The sequence below is a fragment of the Staphylococcus nepalensis genome, assembly GCF_014635045.1.
GTDB classification, from domain to species: Bacteria; Bacillota; Bacilli; order Staphylococcales; family Staphylococcaceae; genus Staphylococcus; species Staphylococcus nepalensis.
The window spans coordinates 76,873-101,948 of sequence record NZ_BMCF01000001.1 but is presented as its reverse complement, the minus strand read 5'-3'; the positions used below and the strand labels follow the sequence as shown (position 1 = coordinate 101,948).

At 33.3% G+C, this 25,076-nt stretch carries 26 protein-coding genes; 15 read left to right on the top strand and 11 right to left on the bottom strand.

The genetic code is table 11. The features are described from left to right. Nucleotides 1-85 precede the first annotated feature (85 nt). Nucleotides 86-1,210 (top strand): FAD-dependent monooxygenase, encoded by a 1,125-nt coding sequence (locus IEU88_RS00580; protein ID WP_096808626.1) that lies wholly within the window; start codon nt 86-88, stop codon nt 1,208-1,210. 61 nt (nt 1,211-1,271) lie between these two features. Here IEU88_RS00580 and IEU88_RS00575 read toward each other — a convergent pair whose 3' ends face one another. The 5 genes from IEU88_RS00575 to IEU88_RS00555 all read right to left on the bottom strand — a co-directional run bounded on the left by IEU88_RS00575 (nt 1,272) and on the right by IEU88_RS00555 (nt 4,520). Further along, entirely contained in the window at nt 1,272-2,228 is a 957-nt protein-coding gene (locus tag IEU88_RS00575) for a 2-hydroxyacid dehydrogenase family protein (protein ID WP_096808627.1), read from the bottom strand. Between the two features lie 358 nt (nt 2,229-2,586). Further along, nucleotides 2,587-2,904 carry a DMT family transporter gene (locus IEU88_RS00570; protein WP_103372794.1) on the bottom strand — a complete coding sequence of 106 codons (318 nt, stop codon included), beginning with the start codon at nt 2,902-2,904 and terminating at the stop codon, nt 2,587-2,589. Then, nucleotides 2,904-3,224, bottom strand: coding sequence for a DMT family transporter (locus IEU88_RS00565; RefSeq protein ID WP_103372795.1), 321 nt, complete (start codon nt 3,222-3,224; stop codon nt 2,904-2,906). The genes IEU88_RS00570 and IEU88_RS00565 overlap by 1 nt, the downstream gene beginning before the upstream one ends. Before the next feature lie 150 nt (nt 3,225-3,374). After that, nucleotides 3,375-3,842 carry a CHAP domain-containing protein gene (locus IEU88_RS00560; RefSeq protein WP_096808629.1) on the bottom strand — a complete coding sequence of 156 codons (468 nt, stop codon included), beginning with the start codon at nt 3,840-3,842 and terminating at the stop codon, nt 3,375-3,377. A gap of 315 nt (nt 3,843-4,157) precedes the next feature. Next, complete coding sequence (locus IEU88_RS00555; protein WP_096808630.1) at nt 4,158-4,520, bottom strand: DUF4870 domain-containing protein; 363 nt, start codon at nt 4,518-4,520, stop codon at nt 4,158-4,160. A 269-nt stretch (nt 4,521-4,789) separates the two neighbouring features. Here IEU88_RS00555 and IEU88_RS00550 point away from each other — a divergent pair, with 269 nt between their 5' ends. The 3 genes from IEU88_RS00550 to IEU88_RS00540 all read left to right on the top strand — a co-directional run bounded on the left by IEU88_RS00550 (nt 4,790) and on the right by IEU88_RS00540 (nt 8,093). After that, the gene (locus IEU88_RS00550) at nt 4,790-5,860 is read left to right on the top strand and encodes an NAD/NADP-dependent octopine/nopaline dehydrogenase family protein (protein ID WP_096808631.1); all 1,071 of its coding nucleotides are present in this window, start codon (nt 4,790-4,792) and stop codon (nt 5,858-5,860) included. A gap of 40 nt (nt 5,861-5,900) precedes the next feature. Then, the gene (gene nhaC / locus IEU88_RS00545) at nt 5,901-7,304 is read left to right on the top strand and encodes a Na+/H+ antiporter NhaC (RefSeq protein ID WP_096808632.1); all 1,404 of its coding nucleotides are present in this window, start codon (nt 5,901-5,903) and stop codon (nt 7,302-7,304) included. 291 nt (nt 7,305-7,595) lie between these two features. Then, a complete protein-coding gene (locus IEU88_RS00540) occupies nt 7,596-8,093 on the top strand; it encodes a hypothetical protein (protein WP_096808633.1) in 498 nt (165 codons plus the stop codon). A 181-nt stretch (nt 8,094-8,274) separates the two neighbouring features. On the opposite strand, the gene IEU88_RS00535 is transcribed toward IEU88_RS00540, so the two are convergent. Beyond that, the gene (locus IEU88_RS00535) at nt 8,275-9,012 is read right to left on the bottom strand and encodes a CHAP domain-containing protein (protein ID WP_096808634.1); all 738 of its coding nucleotides are present in this window, start codon (nt 9,010-9,012) and stop codon (nt 8,275-8,277) included. A 503-nt stretch (nt 9,013-9,515) separates the two neighbouring features. Between IEU88_RS00535 and IEU88_RS00530 the strand changes: the two genes are divergently transcribed. The 4 genes from IEU88_RS00530 to IEU88_RS00515 all read left to right on the top strand — a co-directional run bounded on the left by IEU88_RS00530 (nt 9,516) and on the right by IEU88_RS00515 (nt 13,067). Further along, nucleotides 9,516-10,568, top strand: coding sequence for an LLM class flavin-dependent oxidoreductase (locus IEU88_RS00530; RefSeq protein ID WP_103373575.1), 1,053 nt, complete (start codon nt 9,516-9,518; stop codon nt 10,566-10,568). A 15-nt stretch (nt 10,569-10,583) separates the two neighbouring features. Further along, nucleotides 10,584-10,943 (top strand): DoxX family protein, encoded by a 360-nt coding sequence (locus IEU88_RS00525; RefSeq protein WP_103373576.1) that lies wholly within the window; start codon nt 10,584-10,586, stop codon nt 10,941-10,943. 519 nt (nt 10,944-11,462) lie between these two features. Continuing rightward, complete coding sequence (locus IEU88_RS00520; RefSeq protein WP_096808637.1) at nt 11,463-11,807, top strand: transcriptional regulator, SarA/Rot family; 345 nt, start codon at nt 11,463-11,465, stop codon at nt 11,805-11,807. 177 nt (nt 11,808-11,984) lie between these two features. Further along, nucleotides 11,985-13,067: a PTS sugar transporter subunit IIC gene (locus tag IEU88_RS00515; RefSeq protein ID WP_096808638.1), complete on the top strand. Its 1,083-nt coding sequence runs from the start codon at nt 11,985-11,987 to the stop codon at nt 13,065-13,067. Nucleotides 13,068-13,230: 163 nt separating this feature from the next. Here IEU88_RS00515 and IEU88_RS00510 read toward each other — a convergent pair whose 3' ends face one another. The 4 genes from IEU88_RS00510 to IEU88_RS00495 form a co-directional block, all read right to left on the bottom strand. Beyond that, nucleotides 13,231-13,932, bottom strand: a complete 702-nt coding sequence (locus tag IEU88_RS00510) for an amino acid ABC transporter permease (protein ID WP_103373177.1) — start codon at nt 13,930-13,932, stop codon at nt 13,231-13,233. Between the two features lie 13 nt (nt 13,933-13,945). Then, nucleotides 13,946-14,632, bottom strand: coding sequence for an amino acid ABC transporter permease (locus tag IEU88_RS00505; protein ID WP_103373178.1), 687 nt, complete (start codon nt 14,630-14,632; stop codon nt 13,946-13,948). Then, nucleotides 14,629-15,411, bottom strand: coding sequence for an amino acid ABC transporter substrate-binding protein (locus IEU88_RS00500; RefSeq protein ID WP_318270779.1), 783 nt, complete (start codon nt 15,409-15,411; stop codon nt 14,629-14,631). Before IEU88_RS00500 ends, IEU88_RS00505 begins: the two co-directional genes overlap by 4 nt. 100 nt (nt 15,412-15,511) lie before the next feature. Next, nucleotides 15,512-16,195, bottom strand: coding sequence for an amino acid ABC transporter ATP-binding protein (locus IEU88_RS00495; protein ID WP_103373180.1), 684 nt, complete (start codon nt 16,193-16,195; stop codon nt 15,512-15,514). Nucleotides 16,196-16,346: 151 nt separating this feature from the next. Here IEU88_RS00495 and IEU88_RS00490 point away from each other — a divergent pair, with 151 nt between their 5' ends. The 4 genes from IEU88_RS00490 to IEU88_RS00475 all read left to right on the top strand — a co-directional run bounded on the left by IEU88_RS00490 (nt 16,347) and on the right by IEU88_RS00475 (nt 20,517). Next, nucleotides 16,347-17,498 (top strand): acyl-CoA dehydrogenase family protein, encoded by a 1,152-nt coding sequence (locus IEU88_RS00490; protein ID WP_103373181.1) that lies wholly within the window; start codon nt 16,347-16,349, stop codon nt 17,496-17,498. 452 nt (nt 17,499-17,950) lie between these two features. Then, the gene (locus IEU88_RS00485; protein WP_103372507.1) at nt 17,951-18,868 is read left to right on the top strand and encodes an ABC transporter substrate-binding protein; all 918 of its coding nucleotides are present in this window, start codon (nt 17,951-17,953) and stop codon (nt 18,866-18,868) included. 322 nt (nt 18,869-19,190) lie between these two features. Then, a complete protein-coding gene (locus IEU88_RS00480) occupies nt 19,191-19,739 on the top strand; it encodes a biotin transporter BioY (RefSeq protein WP_096808645.1) in 549 nt (182 codons plus the stop codon). Between the two features lie 28 nt (nt 19,740-19,767). Further along, nucleotides 19,768-20,517 carry a GNAT family N-acetyltransferase gene (locus IEU88_RS00475; protein WP_103372508.1) on the top strand — a complete coding sequence of 250 codons (750 nt, stop codon included), beginning with the start codon at nt 19,768-19,770 and terminating at the stop codon, nt 20,515-20,517. 146 nt (nt 20,518-20,663) lie between these two features. Here IEU88_RS00475 and fdhD read toward each other — a convergent pair whose 3' ends face one another. Beyond that, the gene (gene fdhD / locus IEU88_RS00470) at nt 20,664-21,464 is read right to left on the bottom strand and encodes a formate dehydrogenase accessory sulfurtransferase FdhD (protein WP_103372509.1); all 801 of its coding nucleotides are present in this window, start codon (nt 21,462-21,464) and stop codon (nt 20,664-20,666) included. A 309-nt stretch (nt 21,465-21,773) separates the two neighbouring features. Between fdhD and IEU88_RS00465 the strand changes: the two genes are divergently transcribed. The 3 genes from IEU88_RS00465 (at nt 21,774) to galE (ending at nt 25,074) form a co-directional block, all read left to right on the top strand. Continuing rightward, entirely contained in the window at nt 21,774-22,799 is a 1,026-nt protein-coding gene (locus IEU88_RS00465; RefSeq protein ID WP_103372510.1) for a LacI family DNA-binding transcriptional regulator, read from the top strand. Nucleotides 22,800-22,889: 90 nt separating this feature from the next. After that, nucleotides 22,890-24,050, top strand: coding sequence for a galactokinase (locus IEU88_RS00460; RefSeq protein WP_096808649.1), 1,161 nt, complete (start codon nt 22,890-22,892; stop codon nt 24,048-24,050). A gap of 31 nt (nt 24,051-24,081) precedes the next feature. Then, nucleotides 24,082-25,074, top strand: a complete 993-nt coding sequence (gene galE / locus IEU88_RS00455) for a UDP-glucose 4-epimerase GalE (protein WP_103372511.1) — start codon at nt 24,082-24,084, stop codon at nt 25,072-25,074. Nucleotides 25,075-25,076: the final 2 nt, after the last annotated feature.

Genomic DNA, 25,076 nt, shown 5'->3' with positions numbered 1-25,076 from the left:
TCATTGGGTATTAAAAACAATGTCATTATTTAATAATGAAGTATGGAAATTTTTAAAAGACTAGGGAAAGTTGGAGTGAATTAAGATGAAAATAGCAATTGTTGGTGCAGGCATAGGCGGTTTAACTGCAGCAGCTTTATTAATAGAACAAGGTCATGATGTGAGTGTGTTTGAAAAAAAAGACGCAGTATCTGAACTAGGGGCTGGTATTGGCATTGGTGGCAACGTGATTGATAAATTAAATAATCATGATTTAGCAAAAGGACTTAAAAATATAGGACAAGTGGTTGATGTCATGGAAGTACTTGATGAAAAAGCAAACCCATTGTCAAAAATTAAATTGAAAAAAAACACTGTTAATTTAACGATGTCACGCCAAAGTTTATTAGATGTAATTCAATCTTATGTACCTGATAGCGCAATTTTTACAAACCATTATGTAACGGATATTGAAAACGGTGACTTAAAAGTAACGTTACAATTTTCCGAGCAACCTTCACAATCCTTTGATTTATGTATAGGTGCGGATGGCATTCATTCTAATACAAGACAAGCTGTCGCGCCAAATAATAAACCGATTTATCAAGGTTATACAGTATTTAGAGGTTTAGTAGATGAAATAGACCTTAAGGATGGCAATGTGGCTAAAGAATATTGGTCTTCAAAAGGCAGAGTAGGCATCGTGCCTCTATTAAATAACCAAGCTTATTGGTTTATTTCAATAACAGCTAAAGAAAATGATACTAAGATACACGCATTTGCAAAACCGCATTTACAAGCAAGATTTAATCATTTTCCTAATGAAGTCAGACAAGTTCTAGATAAACAAAGCGAAACAGATATATTATTACATGACATGTATGATTTAAACCCGCTAAAAACGTTTGTATACCAACGCGTAGTGCTTCTTGGAGATGCAGCACATGCGATGACCCCCAATATGGGACAAGGCGCAGGTCAAGCAATGGAAGATGCTATTGTTTTAGCTAATTGCATACAAACATACGATTTTGATATGGCATTGCAACGTTATAATAAATTACGGGTCAAGCATACGAAGAAAGTCATTAAACGTTCTAGAAAAATAGGCAAAATTGCTCAAAGAACAAATAAATTTGTGGTTAAAGTGAGAAATAAAATAGCGCAAATCATACCGAATCAACTGATATCTAACCAAACCAAATTCTTATATAAATCTAAAGAAAAGTAAAAATAATAAAAAGCCAGAAAGTACAGTTTATAAGTACTTTCTGGCTTTTGGTATTTTTTAATTAATTCACAATGTATTTAGGATGGTCGCCGTTCAGTTTGCTAATTGTATCATTAGCTACAATTTTTGACATCATATCACGAGACTCGAATGTCGCGTTACCAATATGTGGTGTGATAACAACATTATCTAATGATTTGAGTTCATCGTTGATTTCTGGTTCAAATTCAAACACGTCTAAGGCAGCGCCTTCGATTTCTTTATTTTTAAGTGCTTGAACTAAAGCTTCCTCATGAACAATTGGACCTCTCGCTGCATTAATTAAATAACTTGTTGGTTTCATCATTTTGAATTGCTCAGTATCAAATTGATGGTGTAAACTTGGATTATATGCAGCATTGATTGTAATGAAGTCTGAATGTTGTAAAAGTGTTTCAAAATCAACATATTTAGCACCAATTTCACGTTCTTTATCGACTTTTTGGTTAGGGCCTGTGTAAAGTACATTCATATCAAATGCTTTAGCACGTTTGGCTACTGCACTGCCAATTTCTCCTAAACCAATGATACCGATTGTTTTTCCAGAAACTTCTCTACCGCGGAAGAATAGTGGCGCCCATCCATCAAATCCTGTTGTACGACATAATTTATCACCTTCAGGAATACGTCTTGCTACAGCGAGTACAAGCGCAAAAGTTAACTCGGCAGTAGAATTTGTTGAGGCTTTGGGCGTATTTGTCACATCGATGTGTTTTTGTTTTGCGTGTTCAATATCCACGTTGTTAAAACCAGCCCCATAGTTTGCAATGATTTTTAGATTTGAACCTGCATCAATTACATCTTGATCCACATTAGTAGATAGTAAGCTGATTAAAGCGTCCGCATCTTTCACGCCTTGAATTAAGGTTTCTTTATCAACAATCCCTTTGCCTTCATACATATCTACTTCATAACCTTGCTCTTTTAATAAATTATAACCAACTTCAGGTATTGGACCTGCAATATAAACTTTTACCATGTATAATCACTTCCTTTACCTAAAGTATAGTAAATTTCATAATAGTAAACAAATTTTTACGTTGTAAGCCAATTAAAAAGGTTATTAATTTAATTTATATTATCATATAAGCGAGGTAAAAATAACCTATATTTAAAAGCATTTGCTTACTGATCAAGTTACAGTTAATTCGGAGCGTAGCAAAGCTAAACATTTGTACCATAATTTAGTATCACTTTATTTCGAAGTTGACCGATGTCAGTATAAAAACTAATATCAATAAACGCTTTAGTATATTGATTTATATCACAGACTATAAACCGAATAAACAAAAAAGAATTTTATTATCATCGGCGATATGAATCTAAAGTAAGATAGTTTAACTAACCAGTTTTAAACCTACAATTGCTAAAATAATTAAGAAGATAAAACCTACACGTTTAATATTTTTAGATTCATTATAAATGAGCATCCCGACTAGCGTTCCGCCACCAGTGCCTATACCGCTCCAAACAGCATAAGCCGTCCCCATTTGAATACCACTAGACATTGCCAATTTAAGCATGCTAAAACTACAAATAAAGGCGAGGGCTAAAAAAACTACGAATATTTTCTTTTTAGTACGTGCGATTTCATTTAAAATAATGACACCAACAATCTCCAGTAGACCAGCAATAAATAGTATCGTCCAAGCCATTATTGTTCAGCCTCCTCTGTAGTTAGTTTTAAGCCAATAATACCTATTACGAGTAAAATAACCAGTGCTATCTTAATCACGTTGAATGCATCACCGAAAAATATCATATCAACGAGTACAGTACCAATTGCGCCAATGCCTACAAACACAGCATATACTGTCCCAACAGGTAATGATTTACAAGCTGAAATGACTAAATAGAAGCTTAAAATTAAAATGATAATCGTGCCTGTCCAACTCCAAACTGAATCAGCCGTGTTTAAACCAGTTACCCATAATATTTCTATGATGCCTGCCAAAATAACTTTAAACCACTGCATTTGTCTCAACCTCCTTATTCACATTAAACGCTACTATTTTCTCAAATTTTTAATTTGGCTGCAATATGTAAAGGGCAATTCAATAAAAAAAGCTGATAAAGTACGAGACTTTACCAGCTTGACTCCCAAATAATATTTTGAAAAATAATCTTAGTTAAGGTGAATATAGTTATATGAGCTAGCTTCACCTGCTGAGATTGTGCGTTCGCTTACTGAGAATGGCCCACCACTATAGTTCATTTCAGAAACATTTACTGAACCATCACTATTTACATTTTCAACGTATGCTACGTGGCCCATGCTTCCTTCGCTAGATTGTAAGATAGAACCAGCTTCTGGTGAATTGTTTACTGTGTAACCAGCTGCGGATGCTGCAGATGCCCAGTTATTTGCATTTCCCCATGTAGAGCCAATGTCGCCACCTGTTTTGTCAAATACATACCAAGTACATTGGCCAGCAGTGTATAGATTTGAGCTTGAACTTGATGTCGCTTGAGTTGAGTTTTGATCTACTTGTGTTGTTTGTTCAGCAGCATTTGCTTCGTTCCCATGATCTAATCCCACAATTGCTGCTCCGATTCCTGCTGTTAAAGTTGTTGCTGTTACTAATTTTTTCATAATAAAAAAGTCCTCCCGAATTTTAAATAGATATATTATTTGAATAGAAATTAATTTTTTAATTAACGCGTTGGTTTCAACGACAATTAATACAATAACAGAAGAAAAAGTGTTTGTGTGGAATGTTACGTATTTGTAAAACAATTAAAAAGACCTCACATATTGCTGTAATAAACAACATGTGAGGTTACAAAAGCGCAACTTATTGTAATATTGCATAAAGTGCGCAAGTATAAGATTTAGTAGCATCTTATAAGCGTTTGCTCAATCGATTTATTACAACGCGTGTAAAAAATCACAAAATTGAAATTGAAATTATTTAAAAAATCTAATAGACAGAGGTGGTAAATAATCTTCTCCATTATATGCTTTTACTGCAGCTACAATTGTAAAAATAAAGTTCAAAATGGCCACAATAGGAAATAGAACGAATCCTATAATAATAAGCATTAAAATGCCAGAGATAATAAACCAAATAACATATGAAATTAAAAAATTAAAATAATTTTTGCCTGCTCTATCAACGAATGCAGAATCTTCACGTTTAATAAGCCAAATTATAAGTGGTGCTAAAAAAGTGGTGAAAAAGCTAAGTACATAGATTAATGTAGCCATTAATCTTGCATCACTGTTCGGTTCTTGATTTAATACTTCACGATTTGTGTGATTTTCAGTCATAAGTAGTTTGCCTCCTTTTGTTTAACATTACTATAACAAAATAACAAAATCAGTTGCACATCATTTGAAAAAAATTATAAATTTTTTGAATAGGACTATATACAGCGTTATTATCCTGTTAAAATATAGAAATGCTATAAAGCAATGCGTTACTTTTAATGATAACTTAAATAGGTTGAAGGCCAGTGTTTATTCTTTTTCTTAATAGGTTATACATGAGAGTAATGTTTAATAAAAAATACACAATGTTTAGAGAAAGAAGGGTGTTTATGAAGATAGCTATTGTAGGATCAGGGAATGGTGCTGTTACTGCAGCATTAGATATGATTACCAAAGGACATGAAGTCAAATTATACTGTAGAAACCAGTCTATAGATAAATTTGATAAAGCAATAGAACAAGGTGGTTTTACATTCAGTAATGAAGGCGAAGAGAGCTTCGTACAATTTACTGATATCAGTGATGATATGGAATATGTACTTGAGGACGCCGAAGTCATTCAAGTTGTAATACCATCATCGTTTATTGAGCATTATGCACATACAATGGCGCCGTTTATCACAGAAGACCAACTTATATTCTTCAATATCGCTGCTGCTATGGGCTCTATTCGTTTTATGAATGTATTAGAGGATATGCAAATTGAAGTTATGCCTAAATTTGCAGAAGTAAATACGTTAACTTACGGCACGCGTGTAGATTTTGAAGAAGCACGTGTGGATTTATCTTTAAACGTTAGAAAAGTGCATTTCTCAACGTATGATAAGGAAGAGCTAAGCGATAGCTTTGATAAAATAGAAACATTATATCCATACATTGTCAAAGAAGAAAGTCTTTGGAAAACAAATTTAGAAAATGGTAACCCTGAAGTACATCCGGGTCCAACACTATTAAACGTAGGTAGAATTGATTATGCAGATGAATTTGCACTGTATGAAGAGGGGATAACAAAACATACAGTACGTTTATTACATGCAGTAGAGTTAGAGCGACTAACCTTGGGGCGAAAATTAGGTTTTGAATTATCATCTGCTAAAGAAGCACGTATTGAACGTGGCTATTTAGAAAGACAGGATGAAGATGAACCGTTAAATCGTTTGTTTAACACAAGTCCTGTCTTTTCCCAAATTAAAGGACCTAACCATGTAAAAAATCGTTATTTAACAGAAGATATCGCATATGGTTTAGTATTATGGTCTAGCTTAGGACGAGAAATTGACGTGCCTACGCCTAATATAGACGCCATCGTGGTCATTGCATCAACTATTTTAGAACGCGATTTCTTTGAAGAAGGATTAACAATTGATGAGTTAGGAAAAGATAAGTTAGGATTGCACTAGTCAAAAACGCATCCATTTATATAAATAAGGGGAAATGTGTATGAAAAGACAACCAACTTTTTTAGAATCAATTTCAACGATTTTGGTAATGATTGTTATTGTAATTACAGGATTTGTTGTTTTTGATATTCCTATCCAAGCGTTACTTATTCTTTCTTCAGCATATGCCGCAATCATTGCGAGACGCGTTGGTTTGAAATGGAAAGATTTAGAAGAAGGCATTACTAACCGTTTAGCAACAGCAATGCCTGCGATATTTATTATTCTATCAGTGGGTATTATTGTAGGCACTTGGATGTATTCAGGAACAGTGCCTGCATTAATATATTATGGTTTAGAATTTTTAAACCCTAACTTATTTTTAGTATCGGCATTTATCATAGCTGCAATTACTTCTGTTGCTACCGGAACTGCTTGGGGATCAGCTTCTACGGCAGGCATAGCGCTAATGGCAATTGGTTCGCAATTAAATATCCCAGCTGGTATGGCTGCAGGTGCAATTATTGCTGGCGCAGTATTTGGTGATAAGATGTCGCCGTTATCAGATACGACTAATTTAGCAGCCCTAGTTACAAAAGTGAATATTTTTTCTCATATAAGAGCGATGATATGGACTACAGTACCAGCATCAATTATCGGGTTAATCGTATGGTACTTTGCTGGGCTACAATTCAAAGGCAGTGTCAACACGTCTCAAGTGAATGCCATGCTTAAAGAGTTATCGACAATTTATAACATTAACTTTTTTGTGTGGCTACCATTAATTATTATTATAGTATGTTTGTTATTTAAAATTTCTACAGTGCCATCGATGTTAATATCAAGCATTAGTGCGATAATCATCGGCACTTTCAACAATGGATTTAATATGACTGATGGCTTCAAGGCTACTTTTGATGGCTTTAATCAAAGTATGGTACCACATTTAGATAATTCACTTTCTGATAAGGCTGTCAGCTTAATAGAACAAGGCGGCATGATGAGCATGACTGAAATTGTGGTCACTATTTTTTGTGGTTACGCCTTTGCAGGTATTGTAGAAAGAGCAGGATGTCTAGACGTTATATTGAATAAAATATCTAGCAATATTAACTCAGTTGGCACATTAATTCTTGCAACTGTATTAGGTGGGTTAATGATGGTGCTAGCTGCAGGCGTTGCTTCTGTTGTCATTATTATGGTAGGCGTATTAATGATGGATATGTATAATAAGATGGGAATAGACCGTTCGAATCTATCAAGGACGCTAGAAGATTCAGGTACAATGATTATTCCGCTTATACCTTGGGGTACTTCAGGTATCTATTATACACAACAATTAGGCGTGTCTGTTGATCAATTCTTTATATGGACTGTACCTTGTTATTTATGTGTTTTATTCGCGATTTTTTATGGTTTTACTGGTATTGGTATTAAACGCGCTAAAGTTAACCATGAATCATAGTAAGCATCATGAGCAAAGCTAAAAAATTGAATTATTCTTTACATTAAAAGGGTAAAAATCTGAGATGAAATTGAACAGATATCAAAACTTAGAAATAAAATAAAGGCACTTTCGTTAAATTCATATTCAACTGAATTTATACGGAGGTGTTTTTTTAATGAAGCGGGCTGTGCTTTTGTATTAGTAATAAAAAATAAACATTTGTTCATTTAAAAATTAAAGCGAGAGTAATAATAATATGTTTACCAGTTAGATAAAAAGGATAAAGTAAACTATGGATGAGGTGATTCCGTGTTGTATCTAGTAATTATTGTAGCGATATTGCTAATAGGATTGGGAATTCATCAATATTTCAATATAGGTAAAGATTTTAAATATCCTTCTATTATCTATTTTATAATCGGTTTTATATTGTATATTGTAGCGATGATACAGTATAGAACCGATTTGTTTGAAAAACCAACTATTATACATGAAATATTACTTACTACGATATTTGGTTTGATTTTATATTGGGTCAATTCTCATCGTAATAAGACAAAAGATACTATATGTTACACAATAATGATTGTGGTTTTAACCTTGTTGTTAGCGATGGTACCTGTATCATCAACAGTGGTTATATCAATACAAGAATTGCTTGTTGCAAGAATGGCATTGAGTATTATATTACTTGCTTTTGGCGTCTATGTTATCTATAAGCAAGTGAAAGATAAAGTATCAGAAAGTTTTCCATTACTTTACTTACTTGCTTTTATCTATTGGATAAGCCTAGCATATTGGTTATAAATAAAGAAGCATCAACTCACGAAATAATAAGTGAGTTGATGCTTTTTTATGAAATCAAATAAAAAACAGGATAAAAGCTTTCTATTTTTATTAGGGCTTTGTTGCTGGTTAGCAATCTACTATACATACAAAAAAATCCTGGAACATTGTTTCGTGTCCCAGGATATATAAACTATTTTAATTAGTGAATGTAGTTATAGCTTGAAGCTTGGCTAGCTGAAATAGTACGTGAAGTAACAACACCAGGGCCTTGACCATAGTTCATTTCAGAAACTTGGATTGAACCGTCACTGTTAACATTTTCAACGTATGCTACGTGTCCCATAGCTCCAGTTGATGATTGTAAAATTGAACCTTGAGAAGGTGAATTGTTTACAGTATAACCAGAAGCAGCAGCAGCGCTTGCCCAATTATTTGCATTACCCCAAGTTGAACCAATTTTACCGCCTACTTTATCAAATACATAATAAGTACATTGTCCAGCAGTATATAAATTATTTGAAGAGCCTGAAGTATTTGAAATTGAACTTGATGAACTTGATGGCGCACTAGTTGTAGTTACTTGGATGTTGCGGTCTGAAGTAGCGTTTGAAGCAGCACCACCGCCACCTGTTGTGTTGTTGTTCGCTGTATATGATTGAGTTGAAGTACCATATGTAGAACCATAAGTGTTATTTTGACCACTATTTGTATTACCAGTATAGTTTGAATGAGCTTGATCAGCTTGGCTTGGATTCCAGTTACCTTGCCAAGTATAGTGGTAATCACCTTGTTGATCTATAGTATATGAATAGCTATAAGAAGTAGGGTCATTTGGGTTATAACCATTGTTATTTTCAGCAGCATCTGCTTCGTTTTGCGCAAATGCAAATGTAGCGATTCCTGCAGTAGCGATTGTAGCTGTAGCGATTTTTTTCATTGTAAAATATCCTCCTAATAATGATAAAGCTTTTAAATTTATTATCTCAGTCTCTAATGACGTTGTTTATAGTATGTTTAGTTTTTTTCGTTGTTTTAACGACAAGCATTACTCTATCAGAAATTTGTCGTTTTGTGTGCAATGTTATCGTTTTGTAATTTATCTCTAATAATTATGGGGGATATGTAACAAAATAAGGGGTGATTATTTTACGTCTTAAGGCTGTAGCCATGGCGTTTTAAGGTGAATTCAGTGTAATATTGCTTTCTAATTTATTACAAAGCTGTAAAATAACAGAAAATTACAAATGTTATTTAATGCTAACAATTAGTTATTTAAAATTTAAATTAATTACTTTATTTTGATACTATTTCATATATAAAGAATTGGGGTTAATCAAGATTGACGTATTTTGATTTTGCTAAACATTGATATTGACACCGAATAGAAAAGCTTTTAATATAATAGGTATAAAAAATATACTTGGTAAGCGAGGTGAATATATGAAGGTAGAAATTGGTTTGACATCATTTGCAGATAATAGTGATATATATACTGATAAAGGTAAAGCACCTGCAATTAGTAACGCCCAAAGGATTAGGAATATTATTGAAGAAATTGAAGTTGCTGATGATTATGGCCTTGACGTTTATGGTCTAGGTGAACACCATCGACCTGATTATGCTGTATCTGACCCAGTTACTGTATTAGCAGCAGCAGCTAGACATACAAAGAACATTAAGTTGAGCAGTGCCGTTACTGTATTATCTTCAGATGACCCAGTCAGAGTTTATGAACGTTTTTCTACATTAAATGCGGTATCTAATGGGCGAGCTGAAATAATGGTTGGGCGAGGCTCATTTATAGAATCATTTCCATTGTTTGGCTATAACTTAAATGATTATGAACAACTTTTTAATGAAAAAATTGATTTATTAATGCAAATGAATCAAAATGAAATTGTGAATTGGGATGGTCATCTTAGACCAAGTATACAGAATTTAGGCATTTACCCTAGGGTTGAGCATGGTTCATTACCCATTTCAATCGCAACAGGTGGCACACCTGAATCGTCATTGAAAGCAGGAGCACTTGGTTTACCGATAACTTATGCTATAATTGGCGGGGACCCAAAAAGATTTCAAAGAAATATTGAGATGTATAAGTCAATAGCTGAATCTTATGGTCATGATGTCAATAAATTAACTGTTGCAACACATTCATGGGGATATATTGCTGAGACAGATGAACAAGCGTTTCGGGAATTTTTCCCATCAGTCAAAGCAAGTCACGATGTATTGGCCAAAGAACGAGGTTGGCCTTTATACAATGAAAATAGTTTTGCACGTGAAGCAGGGGCAAATGGTGCATTATATGTAGGTAGTCCAGAAACAGTAGCAAATAAAATCATTGATACGATTGAAACGTTAGGTTTATCACGCTTTATGTTGCATACCCCTGTAGGATCCATGCCACACGAAAACACAATTCGTACAATTAAATTATTGGCTGAGCGGGTAAAACCTGTTGTAGATAAATATTTTGAAAACAAATAGAAGGAGATTAAAGTAATGATATTACGTTATTTAACAAACTTAAAATTAGCAAAAGAATTATACGGAGCTGCAAAACCAAAGTTAAAAGGTGATCAATCAATGAAAGATACCTTTACTGATGTGTTTAATTTACCTTCAAATGCGGTACCGTTAGCAGGCGCAGTTGAAACATTAAGTGCTGTATTTTTCGTATTAAGCTTTGCAAGTAAAAGATTATCACGTATTGGTTCACTATTAACAATTTCAGTTCTTGGTGTTGCAGCATATAAACATTTTGAAGCAGGCCATGGTAAAGCTGGCGCAAAACATGCATTAGACTTGTCTGGTATGGCAGCACTAAGCTTCTTAGACACTTTAGATTGTAAAAAGAAATAATTACTTCGCATGATATTTAACTTTATGATGTAAAATCATTTATATTTGAATAAAATAAATAAAAATGTGCAGATAACTATAACCTTTTTAAGAGCTTGGGATATTTAATTTTATATCTCAAGTTTTTTTATAATATTAAAAATAAATGATCATAATTAGATATAGAAATATAATATTGATCCAACTATAGTCGACAATACGATTTTCTAACAACTATGTTTTTTAGAAAAATTGGAATTTTAATTCACCCACGATTACTTTATCTGTAAGTATTATGTTCACGAATCATTTTAGAATTGAAAATGCAATAAAAATCATTTCTTATTAATAAAAAGGATGTATGAGGTACTAAATTTTGAAAATAAAAAATAAAATTAAAAAAATAGTAGTAAATCATAACATTTTTCATAGTTACTTATATTGAATTAAATAGCATGAATAGGATAAAATTATGTTACAAATAGATAAGAAAACTTTCGTGTATATTAACAACAAGAAAAAACATAAGGAGCGGTTTTTATGAAAACGATAAAGGAATTAAATGAATTAATCTCATTATATCAACAAGGAAAAACATTTTTTAAGCAGACTAAAAAGCACCACAAATTAAACTATGAAGAAGTATTTATTTTAAATTATCTACATGAATGTAATTCAAGTGAAGTTACAGCGAAAGAAATCGCCCAACATTCTGAGTTAAAACCTTATTACTTAACGAAAGCATTACAAAAGTTAATTAAAATGGAGTATTTAAGTAAAAAGAGAAGCGACATAGATGAACGGACAGTTGTCGTTTACATAAATGAAAAGCAACGTAAAAGGATTGAATCAATCATTAGAACATTACAATCATACTTAAAATAAAATATGGATATGTTCAAAAATAGCCGTGTAACATATATAAAAAATGAATATTCTGAATAGTGTAAATTTATTTGAAAAATTATATATTGATATAAAATATGATTTGAGTAAAATATAAATTATGATATACTAATATTTGTTAAATGAAAGCGCATACAAATAACGGAAGGTGTTTTTATGAATTTACTTTTAGGGGTTATATTTTTAGGTATCGTATTATGTTTGTTTACACTATTTACAAGTAAAGCACCAAATGGTGGTAAAGCAATGGGCGCCCTCGCGAATGCAGCAATTGCTTCATTTTTAGTAGAAGCTTTTCATAAGTATGTTGGTGGGGATCTATTAGGTATTCCTTTTTTAGGACAGCTGGGTGATGCAGCTGGAAGTTTAGGTGGGGTTGCTGCAGCTGGACTAGTAGCGTTAGCGATGGGTGTTTCGCCGGTGTACGCATTTGTTATTGCAGTTGCGTGCGGTAACATGGACTTACTACCAGGTTTTGTAGCAGGATACATAGCAAGTTTTGGCATGAAATGGATAGAACAAAAATTTCCAGATGGTTTAGATTTAATAGGTTCAATTATTATTATTGCTCCTATTACAAGAATAATCGCAGTAGGCGTAGCGCCTGTAGTAGATGCGACGTTATTGCAAATTGGGAATATTATTAAAGAATCTACAACTTCGAGTCCTATTTTAATGGGGATAGTGCTTGGTGGCATTATAACAGTAGTAGCAACTGCGCCATTGAGTTCTATGGCACTCACCGCTTTGTTAGGGTTAACTGGCACACCTATGGCAATTGGAGCTTTAGCTGTTTTTGGATCATCATTTATGAATTTTGTTTTATTTAAGCGTATGAAATTTGGAGATCGTAAAACAACAATTTCTGTAGCTATTGAGCCGTTATCACAAGCAGATATTGTTACGGCAAATCCTATTCCTGTTTATCTTACGAACTTTATGGGCGGCGCAGTATCCGGTGTCATTATAGCTATGTTTGGTTTAGTTAACGAAGCAACTGGTACAGCTACACCTATTGCTGGTTTGATGGTTATGTTTGGTTTCAATAATGCGTTGACTGTCGTTCTTGTTGCATCCTTATGTGCTACTGGAAGCGCCATTTGTGGATATATAGGATCTATTGTATTTAAAAATTACCCGATTATTACTAAAGATGAATTACAAAGTGGCTCAATGCCGAAAAAAGTTAAAAATTATTATAAAAGAAAAAAACAGTATGCTGAACACTTAGCAATGTAGTGATTTAAGAGTGAAATATAATGAATGTCGTAGATGTTAGGGTATGGTGTGTAACTGATTCAATTTAAAAATAAATTGGTTGCCATTTTTAGAATGAAGTACATATAAAAAAGAACAGAACGGAAATCTCGTTGATAAAATGAAATTTCCGTTCTGTTCTTTTTTATGCTGAAGTTTTAGTGAACATATAAGCTGATGTGCGGTTTTCTATTTTTGAAAACACCAATTCTAACAAAATAGCAAGTAACCAATAAAATATTGCGGCAACACTATATACTGTTATAAAGCGATAACCTTCATTAGCGATAACATGGCTGACAGCCATGATTTCAGTAACTTGAACAGCAAACGCTAATGAAGTACCTTTGATAAGCATGATAAATTGATTTTCAATATTTGGAAGGGCGTAATTAAATGCTTGTGGCAATATAATTTCTTTATAGGTTCTTAATGTTGAAAGACCTACTGTTTGAGCAGCCTCAATTTGATCATTAGCAACGGATTGTAAACCGCCTTTGATAGATTCTGATAAATAAGCAACAGCATGTAAAGAAAAAACAATAAACGCGATGATTAGCGGCGAGAAAACATCAGGATTTATTGCAAAACCGAATTGTTCATTGGACCACATAATGAGCTTTGGCAACCCATAATACATCATAAATAATTGAACAATGAGCGGCGTGCTTCTAAAAAATGAATTATATATAACGATAAGTTGAGAGAGTATGGGTACATTTTTAGTTCGAATAAACGCGAATAGTGTTCCAATAATCAGCCCGACAATCATTGCTATAAGGGAAATCATTATTGTGTTTGGTACACCTTTAAGGACTTCTAATATTGTATAAATAATAAATGGCAAAATGTTTTCCTCCTTAAACGCTATAAGGTTTTTGGGCTCGTTTGTTAATCAGAGCAAATATACTTTGGATTATCAGTGCAATGGACCAGTAAATTATTGATATCACGATGTATACTTCTAGCATACCTAACCCATAGTTATTCCCAATAATTAATTTAACTTGCCCCATCATGTCTATAATTCCAATAGTAAATGCTAGCGATGTATCTTTTAATAGTTCAATGATTTGGGTTGTTAAATTTGGAATACTATTACGTAAAGCTTGAGGTATAATGATTTCCTTTAAAATACGAGGATAAGATAATCCAACTGAAAGACCCGCTTCAATTTGACTGTAATCTACAGATTGATATCCCGCTCTTATAATTTCAGATAGATAAGCCCCTGTATGTAAGGTAAACGCTAAAATCACGAAAAATAATCTGCTGAAGTGGTTTATATCAATTTGTATGATTAATAGTAGTTGTGGCAATGCAAAATATGCCAAAAAAAGTTGCAAGATTAAAGGCGTACTGCGAATAAAAGATAGATAGACTCGGACGATTGTTGAGAGTATCTTAATCTTTTTGATACGAATACTTGCTAGCACAAAGCCGAGTATAAGCGCAAATACAAAAGAAAGTACAAATATTAATAGAGTCAAAGGTAATTGTTGTAAAACTTGCCCAAATAAAGAAAGCCAATTTACAGGTTCATTCATGATTGTACCTCCAATTTATCTTTTTGCTTATTGATTTCATCTAAATCATCAAAAACATTAATATCGAAATATTTTTTAGAAAGTTTTTGTAATTCACCTGTGTTTTTAAGTTCTTGTGTAGCTTGATCGATATCGTCATGTAATTTTTGATGTTTTTTGTTGTAGACAATATGCAATGGTTCTTTTTTTACGATGCCGCCAATTTTAACGTCAGCGCCGACTTGTTTCTGTATTGCGTTGTATGTGTTCCAATTTAAAAATATGGCATCGCGCCTAGCATCACTTACCATTTTTAAATTGTCACCATTGGAAGGTTCTTGGATGGTATCAATATTAATCTTTGAAGTATGTGATTTATTATATTGAGATAATATAGAATACAAACCACCACTTGGTGCCATCGGAGTTAAATTTTTACCCGGTAAATCGTTTAGCGAATGTATATCAGCATTATTTTTATTAACAACAATTAAAGGTAAAGCGTAACTATAAGGGACATCTTGATAAAGAAATTGTTGTTCTCGTTCAGGTGTCTTAAAAAACCAATTAATGCCCATATCAAACTTCCCAGCGCCAATACCGACTAAATTTGACTCTTCTTCACCAACTTCATATTTAAATTGATACTGAGGTAACTTCTTTTCTAAGCGTTTTAAATAATCGATATCTAACCCTGTAAATTCATTATGTTCATCTGTATATAAATATGGCGGGTTCACTTCTGCAGATATAGCTACTTTAATTTCTTTTTTACTTTTTTGATTATCGGATTCTTCCATTTTATTACACCCGCTTAACAGCATTGTAATAAAAACCCCAATAACTAGAAGAAAGTATTTATTGTGGTTCATGTTAATTCACGCTCCGTTTCTACGGTATTTAAGAAACGGTTTGAGGTGAACCTTCCTTTAATATTTCGCCTTCATCTATAAATAAAATTTGATCGGCAATTGCTTTAGCAAATTGAATTTCATGTGTGACGATGACCATTGTCATACCTTCTTGTGCAATGGATTTGATGAGTGACAAAACACCTTGAATTGATTCAGGGTCAAGTGCAGATGTAGGTTCATCTAAAAGTAATACTTTTGGATTGAGTGCTAAAGCGCGAATAATACCGATGCGTTGGCTTTGGCCACCTGATAATTGAGAAGGATATTTATCCTTTTGATTTAATAAATTAAAACGTTCTAAATAAGAAATAGCTACTTCATTTGCTTGTTTATTTGGCATTTTTTTACCATGTATCAGCCCTACAGTAATGTTTTCCAGAATAGTTTTGTTTTTAAATAAATTATAGTTTTGAAAAACCATAGCGGAGTTTTTTCGGAGTTGGGAAATCTCTTTTTTGGAATGCTTATCACCCACAAATGTTTTGTTGCCAATTTGGATGGTGCCCGATTTTGGTATAGCTAATGCATTTAATGTTCTAAGGAGCGTTGTTTTACCTGAACCGCTTGGACCTATAATAGCTGTCACAGTACCTTTGTTTTGCGAAAAGCTCACATCATTAAGTATGGTATTGTCTTTATATTTATGTATTAAATGTTTTACTGAAATCATTTTTTTACCCCCTAGACTATCAATAAATACAAAGTATCACAATAAACCCTATCGGTAAAGTAAGGATTTGTTGTTTGGAAGACTTTCTTTCGTTATAAGCGAGTGTTACACTAAGTTTAAATAAAGAAAAGGCTAAAAAGAGGTGGACATAGTGAATTATTCTGCATTAATACATACGAGTATTCAAAAGAAATGGATAGAAAAATTCAATACGGTCAAAGAACAATTTAAAGAAAAAGCTGATTATAACGATAAACATTCACGTTTTCCATATGAAAATATTGGTTGGTTGGTCAAAGAAGGCTATACATTATTAACATTGCCTAAAGCTTATGGTGGGGAAGGTGCGACTGTCGAAGATATGGTAGTGCTACAAACCTATTTAGGAGCTATTGATGGTGCTACAGCACTTTCAATAGGTTGGCATCTTAGCGTCGTTGGACAATTATATGAGCAGCAAGCTTGGGAACAAGACATGTTAGATCGCTTTGCAATCTCTGTGAAACATGGTGCTTTGGTTAATAGAGCTATCAGTGAAGCAGAAACAGGAAGTCCAACGCGTGGCGCTAGACCGGCTACTAATGCAGTTAAAAAGGATGATGGTTTTGTGATGAATGGTGTTAAGACTTTCACTTCAATGAGTAAAAGATTGAGCCACTTTATTGTCAGTGCATATTATGAAGAAATAGATAAAGTAGGTTTCTTCTTGATATCAGAAAACACGCCAGGTGTTGAAATTGCAGATAATTGGAATATGGTAGGTATGCGTGCTACTGAAAGTCATGATTTAATTTTAAATGATGTTTTTATTCCAGAAGAAAATTTTGTTGAAATTAGAGGGGCAGGCGGAAAAAAACCGAATGGATGGATTTTACATATTCCTAGTACCTATTTAGGGATTGCTCAAGCAGCAAGAGATTATGCAATTGATTTTGCTAAGAATTATAGCCCGGCAAGTATAGAGGGGGCCATTGGTGATATACCAACTGTCCAACAAAATATCGGTAAAATGGAATCATTATTACTATCAGCCCGTCATTTTTTATGGAGCACGGCCGCACTATACAATCATGAGCAAGATGAGCCGGTTTGGAATGAAACATCAGCTAGTAAAGTATTAGTTATGAATCAAGGGCTAGAAGTGATTGATATTGCAATGCGTATTGTTGGCGCTAAAAGCTTAGAAATGGAACGTCCATTGCAACGTTATTATAGAGATATGCGTGCTGGGTTGCATAATCCGCCGATGGAAGATATGGCTTATACTAATATATCTAAATCACTGATGGGATTGTTTGATTAGCTATTGTACATTGGAACCAATTTGATACCATTTGTATTTTACTTGTCAAAAACTTCATAGCTTTATGTTTTTGCCTATATAATGACGAGTATAAATATTAAATAGTTATGTGGTATCAAAATAATGAATTAAATCGATGGGTTATTTCTATATGATTATATTAATATAGAAGGCAAAGTTGTACAAATTCATTGTATTAACGTGATGCCTTTTGATAGTCAAGGCGACGGTTTGCTATACGAAAGCTTACCGTGGTCTAGAGATACCCAAGCATTATGAATTAAAATTAAAAGATAATCGGTTTATGTTTGAATGAGCCTTCCTAAAAATCTAGGAGGCTTATTTTTTAACTTTAACAATAGTAAAAATTTTCATATTTTACTATTGTTAAAAAAGACTAAGCATTATATAATTCAATGGTATTGATAATCATTTTCAATGGAGGGAACATTATGAAAAAATTATTATTTTCAATTATCGCACTTGTTTTAGTATTAGCTGCTTGCGGGAATAAGTCAGAAAACGACACTGATAATAAAAAAGAAGAGACGAAATCTTACACTTTAGATAGTGGTAAGAAAATTGATATACCAAAAGACCCTAAACGTATTGCAGTTGTCGCGCCAACGTATGCTGGTGGCATTAAATACTTAGGTGGTAATATAGTTGCAGTAAACGAACAAGTTGATAGTAGTAAGATTTTAAAAGATAAATTTAAAGGCGTAGAAAAAATTGGGGAAAATGATGTTGAAAAAGTAGCAAAAACGAAACCAGATTTGATTGTAGTTTATTCTAATGATAAAAATATCAAAAAGTATAAAAAAATTGCGCCGACCGTAGCTTATGACTATGGTAAACATAAATATTTAGATCAACAACAAGAGTTAGGTAAGCTACTTGGAAAAGAAGATAAAGTAAAAGAATGGGAAGATAAATGGAAAGCACAAACTGAAAAAGATGGAAAAGAAATTAAAGATAAAATTGGGGAAGATGCCACAGTCTCAATTTTTGATGAGTTTGATAAAAAACTTTATACTTATGGTCCTAACTGGGGTCGCGGCGGTGAAGTGATGTATCAAGCATTCGGTTTGAAAGCACCTGAGAAATTAACTGAATTAGTTAAAAAAGAAGGATGGGCTGAAGTGAAACAAGAAAAACTTGCTGACTATGCAGGTGATTATATTGTTTCAACTAGTGAAGGCAAATCAGAACCAGGTTATAAAAAAACAGATCTTTGGAAAAATTTACCGGCTGTTCAAAATGATAGAGTTATAGAGGTACAAGCAGAAGCATACTGGTACAATGATCCATATACCTTAGAGTTTATGAGAAAAGATTTAAAAGAGAAATTTTTAAATCTAAATTCATAAGCCCACTCTTAAAAGACCAAGGTGCAAATAATCATTTGAAAATTTGAATGATATCAAACAATATTTTGAATACATCTAAAATATTGTTAGCCGTTAGTTAATAAGAAGTGATTTTATATTAAGTTTTTGTACAGGGCGTTAGCTTATGTATTTCTTTTTCTAGTTGATCACCATTGGCGGGATAACGAAATCTTTTAAAAAATGAGATTTCATTATCTCGCTTTTTTGGATTAAAATGAAATGACGCGCCATTAATGTAAACTTTTTATTTTATATAGTTTACATTAATGGTATAATTTTCATCATCAAAGGAGGTTTGATGATGTCAACAAAATATTTAGTTTATACGGCACTAATGACAGCAATTATTGCAATATTAGGCTTTATACCTGCCATACCGCTGCCTATTATGCCTGTACCAATTGTGCTACAAAATATTGGTATATTTTTAGCTGCTATTTTATTAGGACGTAAATATGGGACATTAAGTATTATTGTATTGCTATTGTTAGTGGCTACGGGTCTTCCGTTACTATCAGGCGGTCGAGGCGGTATCGGTGTGTTTGCTGGACCATCAGCAGGCTTTTTATTTATGTACCCAGTCATTACATACCTTATTGGACTTGTAAGAGACTTATATTTTAAAAAAATTAATTTTGTTGTATTATTAATTACAACTATAGTGATAGGCGTAGTTTTATTAGATATTGGAGGTACGCTGTTAATGGGAATTATGACGAACATACCAATGTCTAAATCTGTGTTGCTTTCTTTTGTATTTATGCCAGCAGATATTATTAAAGCTGTGATAGCTAGTTTTATAGGTAATATCATGTTAAATCATAGTCAATTTAAGCAACTACTTAAGTAATTATTATGAGTAAGGGGGCAAGGTAGTTATGAATATATCTTTAAATGATATTTTTCAACCCGGTGATATTTATGATAATGATTGGTATAAATCAATTTATTTAACGCCAACTACCCCTTTAGTATTTGATGCCAATAAGTGGGTATATAAACAAATGCCTTCGATTTACCAGTGGAAAATGGATATTGCTACACAGACACATATGCATAAACAGCAAAATTCTAATCATTTAACTTTTACTTTTCCTGAAAATGTTGAATTGGATCAACAATGGATAGCATTGATTAACAATGAACAATTTGAATTGGGGTTAATGGAGTTATATGCGATTGAGCCACAACAATTTAAAGGTCATGCAGATGACGAAGTGAAAGTGGCATTTGTAGATGAAACAACGCTAGAGGATTATATTAGTGTTTATAGGCAATTCGCAGCACCATATGGTGAAGGCTACGTTGAAGAAAGCACGCGGATGATTAAAAATCACTTTAATGATGATGCCAAGACGCGTCTTATCGCTTACAAACATGGGCAACCAGCTGGTATATTAGATTTGATTGTGACAGAAGATACAGTGGAAATCGACGGCTTTGGTGTATTAGAATGTTACCAAAGACAAGGTGTTGGTAGCGTTATGCAAAGCATTGTAGCAAAGTTAGCTAACCGAAGACCAATCATTTTGATTGCTGATGGAGAAGATAGTGCAAAAGATATGTATGTTAAACAAGGCTATGTATACATAAGCTTTTGTTATCATATTGTAAAAGAACATATTTAAGAGAAGTCGAAAAACACAGTTTATATCATTGTTGAAGATGTGTCGCTTGGTATGTAAAAGTATCAATCTTCGTGCGCTTTTCTCAGTTCCGGTAGTTTCAGCGGGATAACGAAATCATTTAAAAAATGAAATCGTTGTCCCGCTTTTTAATTAGTTTTTGTTGCAGTAATACGCTCTGGATGACTGTAAACATTAAAGTTGCCATCACGAATAAAACCAATTGCAGTAATATTTAAATCTTGGGCAAGCGATACTGCTAATGTGGTTGGAGCAGATTTAGATAAAATAACGCCAACGCCAATCTTAGCAGCTTTAATAAGTATTTCAGAAGATATACGACCACTAAATATGAGCACTTTATCACGGATAGGTATATGGTGCTGAATGCAATAACCATAAAGTTTATCTAGTGCATTATGTCTACCAATATCTTGTCTATGTTCGAAAAAAGCTTCACCATCACTAATAGCAGCATTATGAAGACCGCCGGTTTGTTTGAAAATTTTACTTGCACTTTGTAAACGTGTCATCATATTGAGTACTTGAGACGGGATTAAAGTGATTTTTGACATAGATGTTTTAGCTATTGCCGCATCATTTTGAAAATAAAATTCACGACTTTTACCACAACACGAGGCAATCATCCGCTTAGTTGAGTATTCAAAACGTTCATTGAGTGATTTAGTTAATTCAACATGAGCGAACCCTTTACTATCGTCTATTTGAATTGATTTTAAATCATCATTTTTTAAAATAGCACCTTCTGATGCTAAAAATCCTAGGACCAGTTCTTCCATATGATTTGGACTACAAATGACCGTAGCAAATTCTTCTCCGTTGACCATGATGGTTAATGGGAATTCTGTGACATAATGGTCAGTCGTCTCTATAAGATTACCATTTTCATATCGTACAATATGCTGATTTGTTAAAACGTCTTCATTCATATTATTCATCCCCCAATTCATATTCACTTATTTATTTTAGCGCATTTCGAGTTGCAAAAAAAATAAACAGTTTCAATATGCGTAGGACATAAAATATTTTAAAAGGCGACAATATCCCGTAAAGATGAACATGTTTTTTATTCCATTTTTTTGTTCCTAGTAATCTTGATAACACCTGTTAATAAAATATTTTAAAAGAAGCCTAATTTGTACTACTCTGAACTAATTTAACTACAATAAATATATTTGCTATATAGGATGCATAGAAGTAAACTTATAGTAAACAAATATAAAGAGGTGAAAAGCTAAATGGCTAGCATCAGAGACATTGCGCGCGAAGCGGAAGTGAGCCCTGGCACAGTATCACGTGTATTAAATAACGATCCTACATTATCTGTAGCAGAAAAAACACGACGAAGAATTCATGAAACCGCTGAAAATTTACAATATAAAAAAATGGAAAGAAAAAATAAAAGTATTCAAATTATTACTTATGCTTCACGTGCAAAAGAAATGTCTGATCCATATTACAGAGAAATTAGGTTAGCAATTGAAGCGGAGGTTAAACGATTAAATTTATCGTTAAGGAGAACGCTACGTATTGATGGGGAACATGATGATATAGATATAACTAAAATAGCGAAAGCAGGAGCTATTATTGTGGTAGGGAACTTTTCGTCCGAATCAATTTTAGAACTACAGAAATATAACCATAACATTGTGGTCATTAATAACCCTAATACGCCTAAATCTATAGACGCAGTATATTCAGATTTATATGATTCCATGCTGCAATTATTAAATGATATTGATAACACAGGATTAAATCATATTGTTTATGTAGGTGGCACACACACGATCAAAAACTTGGAAGGTTTGCCAACTTCAAATAATACACAAATTGAAGACGTAAGATTTAAAGCTTTTACGGAATGGTGTAAAAAACGCCAAATAACAAGTGAATCATTGCTTAACGGTTGGAATAAAGAGGACGGTGTAAATGCAGTAAAAGAATTATTGAAAACAAATCATTTACCTCAAGTGTTTATTGCTGGTAACGACATGGTTGCAATCGGCATATTACAGCAACTACAAGCAGAAAAAATCACTTTACCAGATGACGTTAAATTGATTAGTTTTAATGATTTGGAAATTATTCAATATGCAGTTCCTTCTATCAGCAGCGTACATATACCTATAGATGAGTACGGAAGAATCGCAGTAAGAATGGCAGAAGAAAGAATAAATAATACAAGACAAATTGCTATTCATGTCATTGCAGAAGCACAATTAAAAGAACGTGCTACATTTAAAGTAAAAAACAAAGCACATTGACAAAACATTTAGTAAACAAGTAAACTTTATTTAAGTTTACTACCATAAATTGTATTTTTTATATCGTCTTTAAAAAGGAGTGGGATTATTATGATAGAAGCAATGCGCAATAAGTTTAAAGATTTATTTGATGTGCAAGCTGAAGTAAGTGCGTTTGCACCTGGGCGTATTAATTTAATTGGTGAACACACAGATTATAACGGAGGGTATGTGTTCCCAGCAGCAATTGAATTAGGGACATACGGTTTAGCTGCTAGACGAAACGATAAATTGATTCGTCTATATTCTAATAATTTTGAAAATATTGGCATGATAACTTTAGATTTAGATAACTTGGTTTTTGAGAAGGACGATGACTGGGCAAACTACCCTAAAGGGGTCATAAAATATTTAAAAGAATCTTTTCCTGGTATAAACCAAGGCTTTGATATCTTGGTGGAGGGGAATATACCGAATGGTGCAAGTCTTTCGTCATCAGCCTCTATTGAACTATTAACAGGCTGGTTGATAAAAGCATTATTTAATTTGGATTTAGAGCGACTAGAACTTATTAAAATAGGACAACGTACAGAAAATCATTTTATGGGTGTTAACTCTGGTATTATGGATCAATTTATTATTGGAATGGGTAAATCAGAACATGCTATTTTATTAGATACAGCAACATTAGAATATGATTTTGTTCCCGCCAAATTTGGTGATTATGTCATATCAATTATGAATACAAATAAACGACGTTCATTAACTGAAAGTAAATATAATGAACGTAGAAGTGAGTGCGAATCTGCATTGGCATCATTACAGCAAGAACTAAATATTCAGTCTTTAGGTGAGTTAACAATGGATCAATTTGAAATGTATCAAATGCTGATTAAGGATGAAGTACAACGGCGAAGAGCGAGACATGCTGTTTCAGAGAATGAACGTACTAAACTTGCACATCAAGCATTATCCGACAACGACTTTGAAAAATTTGGTCAGTTATTAAATGATTCACATACATCATTGAAAAACGATTATGAAGTAACAGGCATGGAACTCGATACGCTAGCTGAAACAGCACAACAAGTTGAAGGCGTGTTAGGAGCAAGAATGACTGGTGCAGGTTTTGCAGGATGTGCGATTGCGTTAGTACACAAAAAACAAATCAAAGCATTAGAAGATGAAGTTTCCAAAAAATACTTGGCAAAAATAGGTTATGAACCATCATTTTATCATGTAGGTATCAGTGATGGCGTTAAAACGATATAAACACAAAATATAAATTAGAAAGGATTTTTTTATGTCTGTATTAGTATTAGGTGGCGCAGGTTACATTGGAAGTCATGCAGTAGATCAGTTAATCAATCGAGGTTACGATGTTGTAGTTGTAGATAACTTGGGAACTGGTCATAGAGCAGCTGTGCATAATGAGGCAAAATTTTATGAGGGCGATATACGTGATAAGGCATTCTTAGAAAGTGTATTTGGAAACGAAGATATTGAAGGCGTTTTTCATTTCTGTGCTTATTCATTAGTTGGAGAATCTGTTGGAAAACCACTAGCATATTTTAATAATAATGTTTATGGTTTGCAGGTGCTATTAGAAGTAATGTACGACCATCATGTAGCACATATTGTTTTCTCATCAACAGCAGCTGTCTACGGAGAACCAGATGCTGTACCAATTACAGAAGACGATTCTAAAACACCTACGAGCCCTTATGGCGAAAGTAAATTAATGATGGAAAAAATGATGCACTGGAGCCACGAAGCTTATGGTGTTAATTATGCAGCATTACGTTATTTTAATGTGGCAGGTGCAAAAGAAAATGGCGTGATCGGTGAAGATCATAGACCAGAAACACACTTAATCCCAATCGTATTGCAAGTTGCACTGGGTCAAAGAGAAGAACTGACGATTTTCGGCGATGATTATGATACAGAAGATGGATCTTGTATACGCGATTACTTACATGTTGTAGACTTAATTGACGCGCATATTTTAGCATTTCAACATTTGAAAAATGGCGGAAAATCTGGAGCTTTTAATTTAGGAAGTAGCCAAGGTTATTCTGTATTTGAAATTTTAGAAGCTGCAAGAAAAGTAACAAATAAACCAATCAACGCTGTTGTTGGGGAAAGAAGAGCAGGCGATCCAAGTAAACTTGTTGCATCAAGTAATAAAGCGCAACAAATATTGGGTTGGACACCTAAACATGACGATATTCACGATATTATCGGTTCAGCGTGGCAATGGCATGAAAAACATCCAAACGGATATCAGGAGGTATAATG